This window comes from Streptomyces crystallinus (assembly GCF_039521265.1).
Classification (GTDB): domain Bacteria; phylum Actinomycetota; class Actinomycetes; order Streptomycetales; family Streptomycetaceae; genus Streptomyces; species Streptomyces crystallinus.
On sequence record NZ_BAAACA010000034.1, the window covers coordinates 224,709 to 244,622 of the forward strand.

A 19,914-nucleotide genomic window follows, 5' to 3' on the forward strand; every position below is an offset into this window, starting at 1 on the left:
CGGGGCTCACCTGCCTCCTCGGGCGTGGCGGGCGATGTGGCGCAGTGCCTCGGCGAACTCCTCGGCCACCCGGCGCACCGTCGCGGTGTCGTGCAGGGACGGCCGGTGGTGCCAGGTGAAGGCGAGCCGTCCGTTCTGGACGGCGCCGACCACCTCCAGGGGGTGGGAACCGCCGTCGCGGGGGTCGTGGTCCTGTCCGAAGGAACCGTGCTGGGTGCGGATCAGGCCGCTGCCGGTGGTCTCCGGGTGGGCGTCCCACTGGCCGAGGTAGTTGAACACCACCTGCCCGTGGGCGCTGCCGCCCAGACGCTGGCGGACCTGAGGCGGGCCGAAGGTGCGCAGGGCGCCGAAGCCGATGCCGTTGCCGGGTACGGCGCGCAGCTGGCGGCGTACCTGCTTCACCAGGCCCCGCCAGTCGCGTTGCGGGCCGAACTGATCGGGATCGGTGATCCGCAGGGCGACGGGGTGGACGCTGGTGAACCAGCCGACCGTACGGGACAGGTCCACGCCGTCGAGCAGGTCCTCGCGGCCGTGCCCCTCGAGGTCGAGGCGGACCCGGTCCTGGCCGGTCCAGCGGGCCAGGGCGAGGGCGAGGGCGGCGAGCAGCACGTCGTTGATGCGGGTGCGGTAGGCGGTGGGGGCGGCCCGCAGCAGGGCCTCCGTGTCCTGCTCGTCGAGTTCGACGCCGACCACGGCGGCCGGCGCGCCGTCGGTCCGCGCCGGGACGGGCTCGGCCTGTACCACCTCCTCCCAGTACGGCAGTTCGTGGTCGAGGCCGCCCTGGGCGACATGTGCGGCGAGGGCGCGGGACCAGTCCCGGAAGCTGGTGCCGCGCTCCCCCAGGTCGACGGTCCCGCCCTGGAGAGCCTGCCGGTAGGCGTTCTCCAGGTCGTCGCTGAGGATGCGCCAGGACACAGCGTCCACGACCAGGTGGTGGGCCACCAGCAGCAGGCACGCGGGGCGCTGGGAACCGCCGGTGAACAGGGCAGCCCGCAGCTGTGGGCCTCGGGCCAGGTCGAAGCCGGCGTGCAGCTCGTCCGCCGTCTTCTCCATGGCCGCGTCCGCGTCCTCGGCGGACAGGCCGGACAGGTCGTGCCGCACGAGGATGCCGTAGCCCGCCCGCTCGCGGCCGGCGGGCGGCGGGTTGAACTGGTGCCAGCCGTCGCCGTCGTGCGTGAAGCGCATGCGCAGGGCGTCGTGGTGGTCCAGCAGGGCGTTGAGGGCGGTGTCGAGGGCGTCGGGGTCGGGGGCGCCGTCGAGTTCGAGCAGCGCCGACTGGTTGAAGTGGTGGTGGGCGGCACGTGGGGTGGTGAGGAACCACTCCTGGATGGGGGTGAGGGGGACGTCGCCGGTCACGGGGCCGTCGGCCTGCCGCTGCGGGGCCGCGCGGACGACGTCGGCGAGCGCGCCGAGCGTCTGGTGGGTGAACAGGTCGCGGGTGGCCAGGTGGAGGCCGTCGCGGCGCAGCCGGGAGACGACCTGCATGCTCAGGATGGAGTCGCCGCCCAGGGCGAAGAAGTTGTCGTCGACGCCGATGTCCGCGACGCCCAGGACGTCGGACCATATCCGGGCGACGCGGCGCTCGGTGTCGGTGCGCGGCGGGATGTGTGCCCGTCCGCCGGGCCGGGCGGGCCCGGGGGCGGGCAGGGCCTGGCGATCGAGTTTGCCGTTCGGGGTGAGCGGCAGTTGCCGCAGCGGTACGAAGAGGGAGGGCACCATGTGGGGCGGCAGCAGGCCGCCCAGGTGCGCGCGCAGCTCCTCGACCGGGAAGTGTCCGGCCGCGTCCTCGTCGGCGGCTTGCCGCGGGACCACGTAGGCGACGAGGCGTGCGGGAGCGGTCGTCGCGCTGTCGGTGGGCGATGTCACGTCCGCGCGTACGACGACCACCGCGTCACGCACCAGGGGGCTGCGGCGCAGGGCGCTCTCTATCTCTGCCGGTTCGATGCGGAAGCCGTGCAGTTTGACCTGGTTGTCCACGCGTCCCGCGTAGACGAGTTGACCGTCCGCGCTCCAGCGTGCCAGGTCGCCCGTGCGGTACATGCGCTCTCCCGGCGCCCCGTACGGGTCGGGCAGGAAGCGCTGCGCGGTGAGCCCGGGGCGGCCCAGGTAGCCGCGGGCCAGGCCGGGACCGCAGACGTACAGTTCACCGGTGACGCCGGTCGGCACCGGGCGCAGGGCGGTGTCCAGGACGTACAGGCGGGTTGCGCCCGAGGGGCGGCCGATGGGGGGCGCGGCTGGGCCCGGGGTGAGCGGGTCGGTCCAGCTGGCGACGACGGTGGCCTCGGTCGGACCGTAGGAGTTGATCATCCGGCGGCCGGGGGCCCAGGTCGCGACGAGTTCGGCGGGACAGGCCTCGGCTCCGACGATCAGGGTACGCAGGCCGGGCAGGGCGGAGGCCGTTTCGGGCGCGAGGGTGGCGAGCGCGGCCGGAGGGACGAGGGTGTGGCTGATGCGCCGCTCGGCGAGCACCTGGCTCAACCGTTCCCCGACCAGCGGGCCTTCCTCGTCGGTGACCAGGGTGGCGCCGCTGAGCAGGGCGGTGCACAGCTCCAGGACGGAGGCGTCGAAGCTGGGCGAGGCGAACTGGAGGACACGGTCGCCGGGGCCCGCGGCGTAGCGTTCGGCCGCCGCTGCGGCGAAGGAGGCGAGGCCCCGGTGGGTGACCGCGACTCCCTTGGGGGTGCCGGTGGAGCCGGAGGTGTAGATGACGTAGGCCAGGTGGGCGGGGGTGAGAGGGGCCGTGCGGTCCTCGTCGGTGGGGGCGGTGTCGGGTCCGTCGCCGTTCCAGACCTCGGCCGGGTCGGTGACGGTCCGGTAGGCGCCCGCGTCGCGGATCATGAACTCCCGGCGCTGGCGCGGGTAGTCGGGGTCCACGGGCAGGTAGGCGCCGCCCGCCTTGGCGACGGCGAGCTGGGCCACCACCATCGCGGCCGACCGCGGCAGGGCGAGGGCGACCACCCGCTCGGGCCCGACGCCGTCGCGGACGAGCCGGTGGGCGAAGCGGTTGGCAGCCTGCTCCAGTGCGGCGTAGGTCAGCTCGCGGTCGCCGTCGTCCAGGGCGACCGCGTCGGGCGTCCTGGCCACCTGCCGGGCGAACAGCGCAGGCAGTGTCGCCTCGGGAAGCACAGGGCCGTGGCTGCCCCTGCCCCGCTCCAGCAGCGTGTGGGTTTCCTCGGCCGAGGTCAGGGGCAGGGCGCCGAGGGGGCGTGCCGGGTCCTCGGCGACGCCGGTGAGCAGGATGCCGAGCCCGGCGGCCAGCCGGTCGGCGGTGGCCCGGTCGAACAGGTCGGTGTTGTAGGTGAGCAGGGCGTGCAGGGGACCTTCCGGCGTCTCGGCGAATTCGAGGGTGAGGTCGAACGCCGACTGCCGCGAGTCGGTCTCGACGTCACTGACGTCCAGGCCGGGCAGGTCGAGGTCGGCGGCCGGGGTGTTCTGCAGGACGACCATGGCCTGGAACAGCGGGCTGCGGCTGGTGTCCCGGACCGGCTGCACCTCGTCCACGACCCGCTCGAAGGGCACGTCCTGGTGGGCGAAGGCGTCCAGGACGGTGCGCCGGACGCCGGTCAGGAAGTCGGTGAACGGCAGGCCGTCCTCGATCCGCGAACGCAGCACCAGAGTGTTGACGAAGAACCCGATGAGCCCCTGGGTCTCCGCCCGGTCGCGCCCGGAGGTGACGGTGCCGACGGTGATGTCCCGCTGGCCGGACAGCCGTGCCAGGTATGCCTGTACGGCGGCGACGAGCGTGGTGAACAAGGTGGTACCGTTCGCCCGGGCGAGCCGGGTGAGCCGCTCGGCGATGTCGGCGGGCACGACCAGGCGGGTGCTGGCGCCGTTGCTGGTGCGCACCGCCGGGCGGGGCCGGTCGGTGGGCAGCTCCAGGGGCGCCACGCCGGCCAGGTACTCCTTCCAGTAGGCGAGTTGCTCGTCGGCGTCCGCTGCTCCCGCGGTGCGCTGCCAGTGGGCGTAGTCGGCGTACTGGACGGGCAGGGCGGGCAGTTCGCCGCTCTCGGCGCCGAGAGCGGCTCGGTAGAGGTGGGCGAGGTCGCCGACGAGGACCGAGGTGGACCAGCCGTCGGTGACGATGTGGTGCAGGGTGAGGGCCAGTACGTGCACGTCGTCGGCGAGCCGAACCAGCCGGGTGCGCAGCAGCGGTCCCTCACGCAGGTCGAAGGGGCGCTGGCGTTCCTCGGTGAGCAGGGTGTGCAGGGCGGGTTCGCGCTCCGCGGGCGGCAGCGGCGTCAGGTCGTGGGACGGCAGCGGCACCGGGCGGGCGGGGTGGACGACCTGTATGCCTTGGCCGTCGACGCTGTCGAAGGTGGTGCGCAGCGACTCGTGCCGTGCGACCAGGCCGTTCAGGGCCTGGGTGAGCGCCGCGGTGTCCAGGCGGCCGCGCAGGCGCAGCGCCAGCGCGGTGACGTACTCGCTGCCGCCGGGCGCGAACTCCTCCAGGAACCATAGGCGTTGTTGCGCATACGACATCGGGGTCGCGCCGTCGCGGGCGACGGGGACGATGGCCGCGGCGGCGGGGCGGTGGCGTTCGGCCAGGAGCCCGGCGATCCCGGCCGGGGTGGGACGGGTGAAGACGTCCCGGGGGGTGAGGTCGGCGCCGAAGGCATCGGAGAGGCGGGCGGCGAGCCGGATGCTGAGGATGGAGTCGCCGCCGAGGGCGAAGAAGTCGTCGTGCGCGCCGAGCGGTTCGGTGCCGAGCACCTGGGCGAAGGTCTCGGCGGCCCGGACTTCGGCAGGCGTGCGGGGTTCGGTCCGGCCCCGTTCGCTGACGGCTGCGGGCGCCGGGAGGGCGGCGCGGTCGACCTTGCCGTTGGCGCTCAGCGGCAGGGCCCCGAGCGAGACGACGTCGGTCGGCACGAGGTAGTCGGGCAGGGTACGGCCCGCGAACTCCCGCAGCGTCGACGGGTCCCGTCCGGCCTCGCCGACGACGTAGGCGACCAGGCGTTTGACACCAGGCTGGTCCTCACGGGCCAGCACGGCCACGTCCGCGACGCCGGGGTGGGCGGCCAGGACGGCCTCGACCTCGCCGGGCTCCACCCGGAAGCCGCGGATCTTGACCTGGTCGTCGGCGCGGCCGAGGAACTCCACCGTGCCGTCCGGGCGTCGGCGTGCCAGATCGCCGGTGCGGTACATGCGGGTGCCGGGCGGGCCCGCAGGGTCGGCGAGGAAGCGGGCGGCGGTGTCGCCGGGGCGGCCGAGGTAGCCGCGTGCGACGCCCTCCCCGGCCAGGTACAGCTCGCCCGGGCTGCCCGGGGGGACCGGTCGCAGCCGGGCGTCCAGGACGTGGACGTACATGCTGTCCAGGGGCCGGCCGATGGGCACGGTGTCGGGCACGGCCGCGGGGTCGGTCAGCGCGTGGGACGTGGCGAAGGTGGTGGCCTCGGTGGGGCCGTAGCCGTCGACGACCGCGAGCCCCGGGCAGGCGGCCAGGACGCGACGGACGGCGGCGGACGGGACCACGTCGCCGCCCGTCCACACCTGCCGCAGTCCGGCGAAGCAGTCCGGCGCGTCCTGGGCAAGCAGCCGGAACAGCCCGGCGGTCAGCCACAGCGCGGTCAGCCGCCCGCCACCGGCGAGTCGGCACACCAGAGGCGCGTCGACCGTCCCCTCGGGGGCGACGACGACACCGCCCCCGTTGAGCAGGGGTGCCCACACCTCGAAGGTGGCCGCGTCGAAGGCCACCGGGGAGTGCAGCAGCACCCGGTCGCAGACCCCGTCGGCGAACCGGCTGTCGGTGGCCAGCGCCGCCACGTCGCGGTGGCGTACGGCAACCGGCTTGGGGCGGCCGGTGGAGCCGGAGGTGAACATGATGTAGGCGAGCCGGTCGGGATCGACGGGTGCCGGCGGGTCCCCCTCCTCACCGGTGCGGGCGGCGGCCACGTCGGCGGCGGTGAGCTGGACCGTGGCGCCGGCCAGGGCGAGCAGGGTCCGGCGGCGCTCCTCGGGGGCCCGAGTGTCGACCGGCACATAGACGCCGCCCGCCGCGAGGACGGCGAGCTGGGCGACGACGAGCTCGGTGCAGCGGTCCATCACCAGCGCCACCCGCCCCTCGGGCGTGAGGCCGCCGTCCAGCAGCCGGGCGGCCAGACGCTGGGCCCAGGAGGCGAGTTGATCGTACGTCAGCTCCTGGTCGCCGTCGCGTACGGCGACGGCGTCCGGGGTGCGGCGGGCCTGCTCGGCGAACAGGTCGACAGGGCTGCGCGGCGGTGTCGTACGGGCCGGGAGGCGCCACTGCGCCAGCAGGTCGCGATCGGCTGGGGTCAGCCCGTCCAGAGCGGCTACCTCGCCCTCCAGTCCGTCGGCGAACGCGGTGAGCACCCCGGCGAGCCGCTCCACGGCACGTTCGACGGTGACGGCGTCGAAGAGCGCCGGATCGTAGGCCAGGTCGAAGCCGAGGCGCTCGGCGAGGTGGGCACGCAGGCACCAGGCAAAGGTGGGGGCGTCATCGGCTCGCACCTCGGCGACCCGCACCCCGGTGCGGGCGGTGGCCGACTCGTCGACGGGATAGTTCTCGAAGACCACCATGCTGTCGAACAGCGCCTCCCCGGACCGCACGGCACTCTGGGCCTGGATGCGGGGCAGGGCGAGGTGGTCGAAGCGGCGGGACTCGGTCTGGGCCTCCTGGAGGCCGCGCAGCCAGTCCAGTACTCCCCCACCGGACAGCCTGACCCGGGTGGGCACGGTGTTGATGAACATGCCGATCATGCCCTCCACGCCGGGCAGTTCGGCCGGACGGCCGGAGACCGTGGTGCCGAACACCACGTCCTCGCAGCCGGCTCCCCGGGCCAGCAGCAGCGCCCAGGCGCCCTGGACCAGTGTATTGACGGTCAGCCCGGCACGGGCCGCCTGTTCGCGCAGCCGCCCGGAGACCCGCTCGTCCAGCGCATGACTGACCTGCGCGGTGGCGCGGGCCCGGTGCGCCTCGCCGGGGCCGCGGTCGTAGGGCAGCGGGGTGCGGGCGGTGAACCCGGCGAGCGCCTCGCCCCAGTGGCGTTCGGCGGCCCCCTCGTCCTGCTCGCGGAGCCAGCGTACGAAGTCCGCGAAGGGGCGGCGTGTCACGGGTGCCGGGTCCGGACCGCCGGTGAGCGCCGCGTAGTGTTCGCACACCTCGGTCAGGAGCTGGCCGGTGCTCCAGCCGTCCAGGGCGATGTGGTGGCTGGACCACAGCAGCAGCACGGCATCGCCGGGCAGCGCGGCCAGGGTGAGCCGGGTGAGCGGTGCGGCGGTCAGTTCCATGCCCGCCGCGCGGTCCTGTGCGATCAGCTCCTCCGTGCGCGCCGCGCGCTCGGCGGCACTCACATCGCGCCAGTCCAGGTGGCGCACGGGCAGTTCGACGTGTCGGTGGACGACCTGCACGGGCTGCGGCAGGTCCCGCCAGTGGACGCTGGTGCGCAGCGCCGGGGTGCGGTCCACGACCTGCTGCCAGGCGCGGGCGAACGCCTGCGGATCGGCGACCCCGCGCAGCTGTACCGCGATCCGGTCGAAGTAGGCGCCCTCGGTGTCCATCAGACCGTGGAACAGCATGCCGGACTGGAGCGGGGTGAGCGGCAGGACGTCCTCGACGTGCCGGCCGTCGCCGACCAGCCGGTCGAGGGCCTCCTGCCCCAGAGCGGCGAGCGGGAAGTCGGAGGGGGTACGGCCGCCCGCGCCGGGCAGCGCGCAGTGCTCCACGACGGCCCGCAGGGCCGCGAGCATACGGTCGGCCAGAGCCCGGACGGTGGCCTCGTCGTGGACGGCCGCCGGATAGGTCCAGCCCAGCTCCAGACGCCCGTCCTGGACGACGCCGGTGACGTCCAGGACGTAGGGGCGCGGGGCGTCCGGGTCGGTGTCGCGGCCGGTGGGGGCGAGCACGGCGGTGAAGGGTCCCTCGTCGCTCCCGCCGCCCGCGTCCCACTGGCCGTGGTAGTTGAAGCCGACCTGCGGTCCGGGAGCGTCGGCCAGGGGGCTGTGCGGCAGGAGGTGGCGCAGGGCGCCGTAGCTGAGCCCGCGTACGGGGACGGCACGGAGCTGTTCCTTGACCGACCGCAGGGTGTCACGCCAGTCGGCACGGGGATCGACGCGCAGCGCGAGCGGGAACTCGGCGGTGAACCAGCCGACCGCCCGGGACAGGTCGACGTCGTCGAAGAGGTCCTCTCGGCCGTGTCCTTCCACCCCGACCAGGACCGTGTCGCGCCCGCACCACTCGGCGAGGGTGTGTCCCAGGGCGCTGAGCAGGACGTCGTTGACCTGAGTGCGGTACACCTCGGGCACCCGGCGCAGCAGGGCGTCGGTGGTCTCCGTGTCCAGGGCGACGGTGACCGTGGCCGCGGTGGCGTACGTGTTGGGGCCCGGGCGTCCGGCGGGCAGATCGGCCGGGGCCTGGGCGGTGCGCAGCCAGTGTTCGAGGTCGGAGGCGAAGCCGCCGGAGCGCGTGTGGTCGGCGAGCCGTGCCGCCCAGCGGGCGCTGGAGGTTCCGGCGGGCGGCAGCTCCACGGTCCGCCCGGCCGCGGCGGACCGGTAGGCGTGGGCGAGGTCGGCCGACAGTACGCGCCAGGAGACCCCGTCGACCGCCAGGTGGTGCACGGTGACGACGAGTTGGGCGGGCCGGTCCGGTCCGAGGTCCAGGAGCAGGCAGCGCACGACGCGGCCCTCGGCCGGGTCGAGTCCGCTCTGGGCGCGCTCGGTGAGCCGGTGCGCCCGCGCCTCCGCGGCCGCGTCGTCGAGCCCTGTCAGGTCGTGGCGGCTGAGGACGGCGGCCGGTGCTGCCGGCAAGATCTCCTGCTGCCAGCCGGAACCGGTGTGGACGAAGCGGGTGCGCAGCGCCGGGTGCCGGGCGACGACCGCGTCGACGGCCCGCTCCAGGGCCGCGTCGTCGGTGGCCGCGCGCAGGGCGAAGCGCTGGGTCATGGTGAAGCGCAGCGGGCCGCCCGGCTCTCGCCCCTGCAGGTACCACTGCTGGATGGGGGTGAGCGGAAGGAGGCCGGCGGGCTCCTCGTCGGCGGCGCGGACAGGAGCGGACTCGGCGGCGCTCAGGGCGAGTTCGGCGATGGTCTGGTGCCGGAAGACGTCCTTGGTACTGAGGGCGAGTCCGGCCTGCCGGGCGCGGGAGACGATCTGGATGCTGAGGATGGAGTCGCCGCCGAGGGCGAAGAAGTTGTCGCGGGCGCCGACCCGCTCGACGCCCAGGACGTCGCTCCAGATGGCGGCAAGTGCCTCTTCGGTTCCGGGCCGGGGGGCGACGTAGGGCGTGCCGTTGTCCGGCTGGGCGGGCGGGTCGGGCAGGGCACGGCGGTCGGTCTTGCCGCCCGCCGTGCGGGGCATGCGCTCCAGCGCGACGAAAGCGGCGGGCACCATGTGGTCGGGCAGGACGCGGCGCAGCCGCACCCTCAGGTCGTCCGGCGAGGGCGAGGTGGCGGGGGCGGCCACCACGTAGGCGACCAGCATCACACGTCCGGCGTGTTCGCGGGCGGTGACGGCGGCGTCGGCGATGTCCGGCAGGGCGAGCAGAGCAGCCTCGATCTCGCCGGGTTCGATACGAAAGCCCCGGATCTTGACCTGGTCGTCGGCGCGGCCGAGGAACTCCAGCACTCCAGCCGCGTCCCAGCGGACCCGGTCGCCGGTGCGGTACATCCTCCCTCCCGGCGCGCCGAACGGGTCCGGCAGGAAGCGGGTGGCGGTCAGTCCCGGCCGGTGCAGATAGCCGCGGGCGACCTGGGCGCCGCCCAGGTACAGCTCGCCGGGCGTCCCTGCCGGTACCGGGCGCAGGGCGCCGTCCAGGACGTAGGCGCTCAGTCCGCCGCCGGGCCGGCCGATGACGGGACGCTCGGCGCGGGCGGTGACGGGGCCGCAGACGGAGTCGACGGCACACTCCGTGGGGCCGTACATGTTCAGGACGGTGACGCCGAGTGCGTCGTGCGCCGCGGCCAGGTCACGCCAGAGACCGGCGGGAACGGCCTCGCCGCCCACGAGCAGCAGCCTGGGACGGTGCCGGCCGGGGGTGAGGAGCCCGGCGGCCAGGAGCTCCCGCATGAACGTCGGCGTCACGTTCACCAGGTCCAGGCGGTCGGCGGCCACGCGGGCGCAGAACGCCGCCGGGTCCAGCCGCGTGTCGTCGTCGATCAGGTGGACCTGCTGGCCGAGGGCGAGCAGCAGCGGCCCTTCCCAGGAGGTGTCGAAGGCGAACGACGCGCTGAGCGCCACCCGCAGCCGGGTGCCGTCGGCGGTGTGGGGCGCGACGAGTGCCTCGCGGTGGTCGTGGCAGAGATTGACGAGCTGGCGGTGTTCGACGGCGACGCCCTTGGGTCGGCCGGTGGAACCCGAGGTGTAGACGACATAGGCGGTGTTCTCAGGCCGCAGCGGGCCGGTGCGGTCGGCGTCGGTGGGGTCGTGGGCGGGCAGGTCGCTCTCGGCCGCCGCGCGCAGGGTCTCCTCGGTGAGCAGGGTCCGCGGCCGGGCGTCGTCCAGCAGGAGGCGGACCCGTTCCTCGGGCAGGCGCGGGTCGAGGAAGAGGAACGCGGCGCCCGCCTTGACGACCGCCAGCAGCGCCACCAGCACGGCGGAGGTCCGTGGCAGGCGTACGGCGACCACGCTCTCGGGTCCGGCGCCCTCGGCGATGAGATGGTGGGCGAGCCGGTTGGCGCGCTCGTTGAGGGTGGCGAAGTCCAGGGTGGTGTCGGGCGCGACCAGTGCGGTCAGGTGCGGCGTGCGGGCGGCCTGCGCCTCGAACAGGGCGGGGAAGGTGGTGGCGGGCGGGGGCAGCGTCCGGCCCTGGCCGAGCCGCAGGAGCCGCTGGCGCTCGCTCCCCGTCATCAGTGCCAGCGCGCCCACCGCGCGCTCCGGATCGTCGGCGACGGCCTCCAGCAGGATCCGCAGCCGCTCGGCCAGGAGCTCGACGGTGGAGCGGTCGAACAGGCCGGTGCTGTACTCCAGATGGCCGGTGAGACCTTCGCCGTGCTCGACGAAATCGAAGGCGAGGTCGAAGGTGGCATGCCGGACCGGCGGGGTCAGCGCCGTCACCTCCAGTCCGGGCAGCGCCGGTGCCTGGGTCCCCAGGTTGTGCAGCGCGACCATCACCTGGAACAGCGGCGTGCGGCTGGTGTCGCGCTCGGGCTGGACGGCGTCCACGACCCGCTCGAAGGGCACCTCCTGGTGAGCCACGGCCTCCAGTACGGTGGTGCGCACCTCGCTCAGCAGGTCGCGGAAGGGCAGCTCCGGGCGGACCCGGGCCCGCAGGACCAGCGTGTTGACGAACATGCCGACCACATCGTGGAGGTCGGGGTTCTCCCGCCCGGCGGTGATCGTGCCGACCGTGACGTCCTGCTGGCCGGTCCAGCGTGCCAGCAGGACCTGGCAGGCGGTCAGCAATGTGGTGAACAGCGTGGCGTCGGCCTCCCGGCCCCGGGCGCGCAGTCGGTCAGTGAGCGTGGCGGGAAGGGTGAAGGTGACCAGTGCGCCGTCGCGGGTACGGACGGCGGGGCGCGGCCGGTCGGTGGGCAGGTGCAGCGGGGCCACGCCGTCCAGCGCGCGCCGCCAGTGGGCGAGGTCCGCCTCGGCCTGGGCGGTACGGGTGCGCTGCCAGGCGGCGTAGTCGGCGTAGCGCACCGGCAGCGCGGGAAGGGCGGGTGGGCGCCGCTCGACGGCCGCGGCGTACAGCTCGCCGAGGTCGCGGCCGAGGACGCCCATGGACCAGCCGTCGGTGACGATGTGGTGCACGGCCAGCACCAGGACGTGTTCCTCGCCGCCTCGGCCGGCCAGCCGGGCCAGCTGGGCCCGTAGCAGCGGGCCGGTGGCGAGGTCGAACGGCTGGGCGGCCTCGCGCGCCACCAGGGCGTCCAGTGCGGCGGTGTCCGGGCAGTCCTGGGTGCGCAGGTCGACGGGGGTGGCCGGGTGGACGACCTGTCGTGCCTGGCCGTCGTGTTCGGCGAACGTGGTGCGCAAGGACTCGTGACGGGCCACCAGGCCGTCCAGGGCCGTGCGCAGGGCTGCCTCGTCCAGGTGCCCGTTCAGGCGCAGGACGGACAGGGTGGTGTACTCGGTACTGCCCGGCTCGAAGCGGTCGAGGAACCACAGCCGCTGCTGGGCGTGGGAGAGCGGCACCGGGCCGCCGGGGTCGGCCGGTGGGATCGTGGCGGGAGCATCCGGTGCCTCGCGCGGGTCGCCGAGGGCGGCCGCGAGAGCGGACAGGGTCGCATGGGTGAACAGCATCCGCGGCGAGATGTCGGCGCCGAAGGCCGTGCGCAGCCGGGAGACGACGCGCACGGCGAGGATGGAGTCGCCGCCCAGGGCGAAGAAGTCGTCATCGGCGCCGATCTCCGCGGCGTCGAGGACGTCCGCCCAGGCAGCGGCGACGAGCCGTTCGGCGGGGGTGCGCGGTTGACGGCGCTCGCCGTCGCCGGCGAAGCCCTCGGGGCCGGGCGTCGGCAGGGCTCGCCGGTCCAGCTTGCCATTGGGGGTGAGCGGCAGCTCCGCCATCGGCACATAGGCGGCGGGCACCATGTGCGCGGGCAGTGACCGCTGGAGGTGGGAGCGCAGCTCCGCGGCCGTCGGCGTGCCCGCGCCGGTACCGACGACATGGGCGACCAGCCGACGGGTGCCGCCGGCGTCCTCGTACACGCCGACGGCCGCCTCGGCGACTTGGGGATGGCCGTGCAGGGCGGCCTCGATCTCGCCCGGCTCGATGCGGTAGCCGCGGATCTTCACCTGCTGGTCGGCGCGGCCCAGGTACTCCAGGGTGCCGTCGGCCCGTCGGCGGGCGCGGTCCCCGGTGCGGTACATACGGGTGCCCGGGCGGCCGAAGGGGTCGGCGAGGAAGCGTGTCGCGGTCAGGCCCGGCCGGTTGAGGTAGCCGCGTGCCAGGCCCTCACCGGCGACGTAGAGTTCGCCGATCGCCCCGGCAGGCGCGAGGTTCAGCGCGTCATCCAGAACGTAGGTCCGCAGGTCGGGGATGGGGGTGCCGATGGGGCTCGCCGCACCGCCCCCCGCCGTTGCCCGGTCGAGTGCGGCGTAGGTGACGTGCACGGTGGTCTCGGTGATGCCGTACATGTTCACCAGGCGCGGCGCGGTGTCGGGGTGGCGCCGGTACCACGCGCCGAGCCGGGACACGTCGAGGGCCTCACCGCCGAAGACGACCGTGCGCAGTGCCAGCCGGGCGCTCACGTCGGGGTGCTCGGCGTCGGCGCGGATCAGCGGATAGAACGCGGAGGGCGTCTGGTTGAGGACGGTGACCCGCTCGTCGGCGAGCAGGCGCAGGAAGTCCTCCGGGGAGCGGGCGGTGTCGTCGGGGACGACGACGAGCCGGCCGCCGTGCAGGAGCGGGCCCCACAGCTCCCAGACGGAGAAGTCGAAGGCGTAGGAGTGGAACAGGGTCCACACGTCGGTGTGGTCGAAGCCGAACCGGTCCCGGGTGCGGCTGAAGAGGCGGACCACGTTGGCGTGCGGCACGACGACGCCCTTGGGGCGGCCGGTGGAGCCGGAGGTGTAGATGGCGTAGGCGGGGCTCTCGGCCTCCGGGCGGTGGCCGGGTGCGGCCGGGCCGTCGGCGGGACGCCGATCCAGGTCGGCGCGGACTTGGGGGTCGTCCAGGCGCAGCACGGGCACGGCGGTGTCCGCGGCCGCCGGCGCGGTGGTGACGAGGACGACGGGGGCGGCGTCGGCGAGGAGACCGGCGACGCGTTCGGCGGGCAGGGCGGGGTCGATGGGCAGATAGGCGGCGCCGGTCTTGAGGACGGCGAGGACGGCGACGACCAGGTCGGTGGAGCGGGGCAGGGCGAGGGCCACGTACCGCTCGGGCCGGGCGCCGAGTGCGGCGAGGCGGTGGGCCAGCCGGGCGGCGCGGGCGTCCAGGGCGGCGTAGTCGACGTGTTCGGCGCCGCAGGTCACGGCGATGGCGTGCGGAGTGCGGGCGGCCTGTGCCTCGAAGAGGTCCACCAGGGTCTCAGCCGGGCGCTCCCCTTCGATGCCGTTGGCCTCGGCGAGGATGCGGCGTCGTTCCTCGGGGGTGGTCCGGGCGAGTGTGGCCACGGGGCGCTCGGGGTCCTCGGCCAGCTCGGTGAGGAGCCGGCTCAGCCGTGCGGCCAGGTCGGCGGCGGTGGTCGCGTCGAACAGTTCGGGGTCGTAGGCGAGGTCAAAGCCGAACCGCTCGCCTTGGTAGGCGCGGAGCACGAGGGCGTAGTTGGTGGCGTCGCGGGAGGAGACGTCGGCGAGCCGCACCCCGGAGGTGGCCGTGTTCGCGGTGTCGAAGGGGTAGTTCTCGAAGGCGACGATGCTGTCGAAGAGGGCGCTGCCGGACGGCACGTCGCTGACGGCGGTCAGCTCGGCCAGCGAGACGGCGGCGTGGCGGCGCGCCTCGGCCTGCGCCGTCTGGAGGTCGCGCAGCCAGGCGGCGGCGCTGCGGCCGCTCTCCACGCGGACCCGGGTGGGCAGGGTGTTGATGAACATGCCGACCATGTCCTCGGCGCCCGGCAGGTCGTCGGGACGGCCGGAGACGGTAGTGCCGAAGAGCACGTCCGGCTCGGCGGCGTAGCGGGACAGCAGCAGCGCCCAGGCGCCCTGCACCATGGTGCCGAGGGTGAGTCCGGCGGTGCGGGCGGTGCGGACGAGCCGCGCGGAGACCTCGTCGGACAGAGCGGTGGTGTGCACGGCGGCGGAGCGTGCCTCGTGCCCGGCGGGGCGGGGCCGGTCGGCGGGCAGCGGCGTCGGGGTGGCGAAGCCCTCCAGGACGCCGCGCCAGTGGGCGCGGGCGGCGTCGGAGTCCTGCCCGGCGAGCCAGCGGACGTAGTCACCGAAGGGCCGGCGCACGGGCGGTGCCGGTTCGGCGCCGGCGGTCAGGGCCGCGTACTCGGCGATGACCTCGGTCAGGACCTGGCCGAGGCTCCAGCCGTCGAGGAGCAGGTGGTGGGAGGTCCACAGCAGGTGCAGGCGGGCGTCGGGCAGCCGGACGAGGGTGAGCCGCATCAGGGGCGCGGTGGCCAGGTCGAGGCCGCGGGCGAGGTCGTCGGCGCGCAGCCGCTCCAGGCGGGCCGCCCTCTCCCCGGCGTCCAGGCCGCGCCAGTCGAGTGTCTCGACGGGCACCTTGACGTGCCGGTGCACGATCTGGAGCGGGACGGGCACGTCCTGCCAGACCACGGAGGTGCGCAGGGCCGGGGTGCGGTCGGTGACGCGCTGCCACGCGGTGGCGAACGCGTCGGGGTCGCCGACGCCTTCGAGGAGCAGGGCGGCCTGGTCGAGGTAGACGTCGTCCGCGCCGCCGACCAGCCGGTGGAAGAGCATGCCCTCCTGGAGCGGGGTGAGGGGCAGCAGGTCCTCCACCGTCCTGCCGTCGCCGGCGAGCCGGTCCACCGCCGCCTGGTCGAGACGGGCGAGGGGGAAGTCGGAGGGAGTGCGGCCGCCCGCGTCCGGGCGGGCGCAGTGTTCGGTCACGGCGGTCAGCGCCCGCAGCATGGCGTCGGCGAGGCCGCGGACGGTGGACTCGCGGTGTACCTGGTCGCTGTAGTGCCAGGTGATCTCCAGGGCGCCGTCGCTCACCACGGCCGACACGTCGAGGAGGTGGTCGATCGGCTCGTCGCCGCCGATGTCTCCGGGGGGCACGTCGGCGATGGGCTCGAAGTCGCCACCCGCGGACGGCGTCCACTGTCCGTGGTAGTTGAAGGACACCTGAGGGAGCGGGAGTTCGCGCAGCGCCCGGGCGGCGGGCGCGGGGGAACCCAGACGGGCCAGCGCCTCATGGCTCAGTCCCCGCCGGGGTACGGCCCGCAGGCGTTCCTTGACGGACTTCAAGGTGGCGGCCCAGTCGGGGGCGGCCGCCGGGCCCGCCGGGGTGAGGGTGACGGGGTACTGGCTGGTGAACCAGCCCACCGTGCGTGACAGATCGGCGCCCTCGACGAGGTGTTCCTCGCGGCCGTGGCCCTCCAGCGCGACGGTGACGTGCGGGGCGTCCGCCCAGTCGGCGAGGGTGCGGCCGAGCGCGCTCAGCAGCACGTCGTTGATCTGCGTGCGGTAGACGCCGGGAACGCGGCGCAGCAGCGCCTCGGTGGTGGCGGCGTCCAGCCGGGTGCGTACGGTACGCACGGAGTCGGCCAGCGGGATGCCGGGCAGGTCGACCGGGAGCGGGGTGCGTGGGCGGGTGGCCTCGGCGGTCCAGTAGGACAGGTCGTCGTCGAGTTCGCCGTCGCGGACCCGTGCGGCGAGACCGCGCGCCCAGGCGGCGAACGGGGTGTGCTCGGGCTCCAGACGGATCTCCTCGCCAGCGGCGGCCTGCCGGTAGGCCTGCTCCAGGTCGGCGAGCAGGACGCGCCAGGAGACGCTGTCGACCGCGAGGTGATGGGCAGTCAGGAACAGGCGCGGGCGGGCGCCTTGCTCCGCCGGGAGCAGGACGGCGCGCAGCAGGGTGCCGGTGGCGGGGTCGATCGCGGCGCGGGCGGCTTCGGCGGCCCCGGCCAGGTCAGCCCCGTCGTGGCGGACGAGGTGGCCGGTGGCGGAACCGGCGCCGGGGTGCTGTCGCCAGGTGTCCCCCTCGTGGACGAAACGGGACCGCAGCGCGGGGTGGTGGGCGACGACCTCGTCCAGGGCGCGGGCGAGCGCCGTCTCGTCCAGGGCGTGCGGCAGGTCCAGGAGCATCGACATGGTGAAGCGGCGCAGCGGACCGTGGGCGGCGAAGAACCACTCCTGGACGGGGGTGAGCGGGCCGGGGCCCGTCGGCTGCGGGCCAGGCGCGGCCGGGGCGGACCGGGATACGGCAGCGGCGGCGAGGTCGGCGACCGTCTGGTGGCGGAAGACGTCCTGCGAGGACAGGTGCAGTCCGGCGGCGCGGGCGCGGGAGACGGCCTGAATGCTCAGGATCGAGTCGCCGCCCAGCTCGAAGAAGTTGTCGGTGACACCCACCCTGCGTATCCCGAGCACCTCGGCCCATATTCCGGCGAGGGTCTCCTCCTGCGAGGTACGCGGGGCGACGAACTCCCGTGTGGCGTCGCCGCCTTCGAGGTCCGGGGCGGGCAGGGCCCGGCGGTCGAGCTTGCCGCTGACGGTGAGCGGGAGCGCGTCCAGCACCGTGAAGGAGGACGGCACCATGTGGTCGGGCAGCACCCGGCGCAGCGCCGCGCGCAGACTGCCCGCGTCCGGCTCGGACGCGCCGGGGGCGGGGACGGTGTAGGCGGCCAGCCGCAGGTGGCCGTGGGCGTCCGGCACCGCGACGACCGCGGCGGCCGCGATCCCCGGCAGGTCGAGCAGCGCGGCCTCGACCTCCCCGGGTTCGATGCGGTGACCGCGTACCTTCACCTGGTCGTCGGCACGGCCGAGGTAGTCCAGCCGCCCGTCCGCGGTCCAGCGGGCCAGGTCGCCGGTACGGTACATCCGGGTGCCGGGCGGGCCGTAGGGGTCGGGCAGGAAGCGGGCGGCGGTCAGGCCGGGGCGGCGGACGTACCCCCGGGCGAGCTGCTCGCCCGCCAGGTACAGCTCACCGCCGACGCCCGGCGGCACGGGCTGGAGACGGTCGTCCAGGACGTAGGCACGGGTGTTGGGCAGCGGGCGGCCCACCAGCGGCCGGCCGGCGCCGTCGATCCGGCACGACAGCGCGTCGACCGTGCACTCGGTGGGGCCGTAGAAGTTGTACGCGGCCACGTCAGGGTGGGCACCCAGCTCGCGCCAGAGGGCGGGTCCGAGCGCCTCGCCGCCGAGCATGAGGATCCGGGGGCGGTGGCGCGGGTCGGTGAGCAGTCCGGCGGGCAGCAGTTGGCGCAGGTACGAGGGGGTGAGGTCGAGGAAGTCGACGCGGTGGGCGACGACGTACTCCACCAGCGCGGCCGGGTCCATCCGGGTGGACTCGTCGACCAGGTGCAGCGGGTGGCCGTCGGCGAGGAGCAGAACGCCTTCGAGGGAGGTGTCGAAGGAGAAGGAGGCGGTGAGCGCGACCCGCAGCGGTCCGCCGCCCGCCTCGGCGACGAACCCGGCGCGGTGGGCGGCGAGCAGATGGGCGGCGGCCCGGTGGGACACGCTGACGCCCTTGGGGCGGCCGGTGGAGCCGGAGGTGTGGATGACGTAGGCGGGGTGCAGCGGGTCGAGGGGGGCGAGCCGGTCGGAGTCGGTGGGGTTGGTGTCCGGCAGGCCTTCGGGCACGGCGGCGACCGCCGCCGCGTCCAGGACGAGGGCCGGACGGGCGTCGCCGAGCAGGAAGCGGACGCGTTCCTCCGGCAGGCCTGGATCCAGCGGCAGGTAGCCCGCGCCGGACTTCCACACGGCGAGGATGGCCACGATCATGTCGGCGGTGCGCGGCAGCCGCAGCGCGACGAGCCGTTCGGGGCCGGCGCCCAGGGCGATGAGGTGGTGGGCGAGCCGGTTGGCGCGGGCGTTGAGCGCGCCGTAGGCGAGCCGTTCCTCCCCCGCCACCAGGGCGAGGGCGTCAGGGGTGCGGGCCGCGCGGTCCTCGAAGAGGTGCGGGTGCAGCTCGCCGGCGACGGGCAGGGCGGTGGCGTTCCAGTCGCGGGTGACCTGCCGTGCCTGCGCCGCCGACAGCAGCGGCAGGGTGCCGAGCGGCCGGTCGGGGGCATCGGTCGCCGCGGCCAGCAGGTGCAGGAACTGGTCGGCCATGCGGCGGGCGGTGTCCGGATCGATCAGGTCGGTGCGGTACTCCAGCAGTCCGGTCAGGGCATCGCCGTCGGGGACGAACTCGATGCTGAGGTCGAAGGTGGCCGCCTGACGGGGCACGGACACAGGGGTGAGCGCCAGCTCATGAGAGGCGGTCGTGGCCGTGGGCGGATCGGGGTGGAGCAGCACCATCACGTCGAACAGCGGGTTGCGGCCCGCCTCGCGAGGCGTGCCCACCGCTTCGACGATCCGCTCGAAGGGAGCGTCGCCGTGCGCGAAGGCGTCGTTGACGGTCTCGGCGGTGCGGGCCAGCAGGTCCCGGAAGGATCTGTCCGGCGCCACCGGCGTGCGCAGCACCACGGTGTTCGCGAAGAAGCCGACAGCGCGCTCCAGGTCGGTGCGCGTGCGGCCCGGGGTCAGCGAGCCGACGGTGCTCTCGTCCTGCCCGGACCAGCGGGCCAGGAGCGCCTGGGCGGCGGCGACCAGGGCGGTGTGGAGGGTGGTGTGCTGCTGTCCGGCGAGTGCGCGCAGCGTACGGGTCAAAGGGGCGGGAACGGTGAAGGAGTGGACGGCGCCCGCCCCGGCCTCCTCGCCGCGCCGGGGGCGGTCCAGCGGGAGTGCGGGGGCGATCGCGCCTGCCAGCCGCTCCTTCCAGTGGGCCAGGTGGCGCCGCAGCCGCTCCCCGGAGAGCTGCTCGCGCTGCCAGACGGCGAAGTCCGGGTACTGGGCCGGCACCGGAGGCAGCTCCGGCGCGTTCCCCCGGGCCAGCGCCGCGTAGGCGGCGCTCAGTTCGTCGAGGACGATGCCCATCGACCAGCCGTCGATGATGATGTGATGCGCCGTCAGCAGCAGGACGTGCGTGTCGGACGCTTCCCGCAGAAGTAACGCCCGCAGCAGAGGACCCGCCTGAAGGTCGAAGGGGGCGGAGTACGCGTCGAGAAGAGCCGCCTCCACCTCCCCGGCCGGAACGTCCCGGACCGGCAGCGGCACCGGGGCGGCCGGGTGCACGCGCTGCACGGGGCGGCCGTCGGTCTCCTCGAAGGTGGTGCGCAGCGCCTCGTGCCGCTCCACGACCACGGCCAGAGCGCTTTGCAGAGCGGCCCGGTCCAGGGGACCCGTGAGGCGGACCGCGACCGCGCTGTTGTAGCGGGCGTCACCGGGCCGCAGCCGGTCGAGGAACCACAGCCGCTGCTGGGCGAAGGAGAGGGGCAGCGGCCGGTCGCGGTCGGCGCGCGGGAGACCGCTGGGCGCGGCGCGTCCTGCCAGCCGCTGGCGCAGGGCTTCCCGCAGGTCGTCGGGCAGGGCCGCGGCGCGCTCGCGCCGGGAAGGCTTCGAAGACGTCATCGTCGG

Annotated in this window: 1 protein-coding gene; it reads right to left on the reverse strand. The window is 74.8% G+C overall.

Going from position 1 to position 19,914, the window contains the following annotated elements; translation table 11 throughout:
• Positions 1-6 precede the first annotated feature (6 nt).
• Complete coding sequence (locus tag ABD236_RS23920) at positions 7-19,908, reverse strand: non-ribosomal peptide synthase/polyketide synthase (RefSeq protein WP_344076573.1); 19,902 nt, start codon at positions 19,906-19,908, stop codon at positions 7-9.
• Positions 19,909-19,914 lie beyond the last annotated feature (6 nt).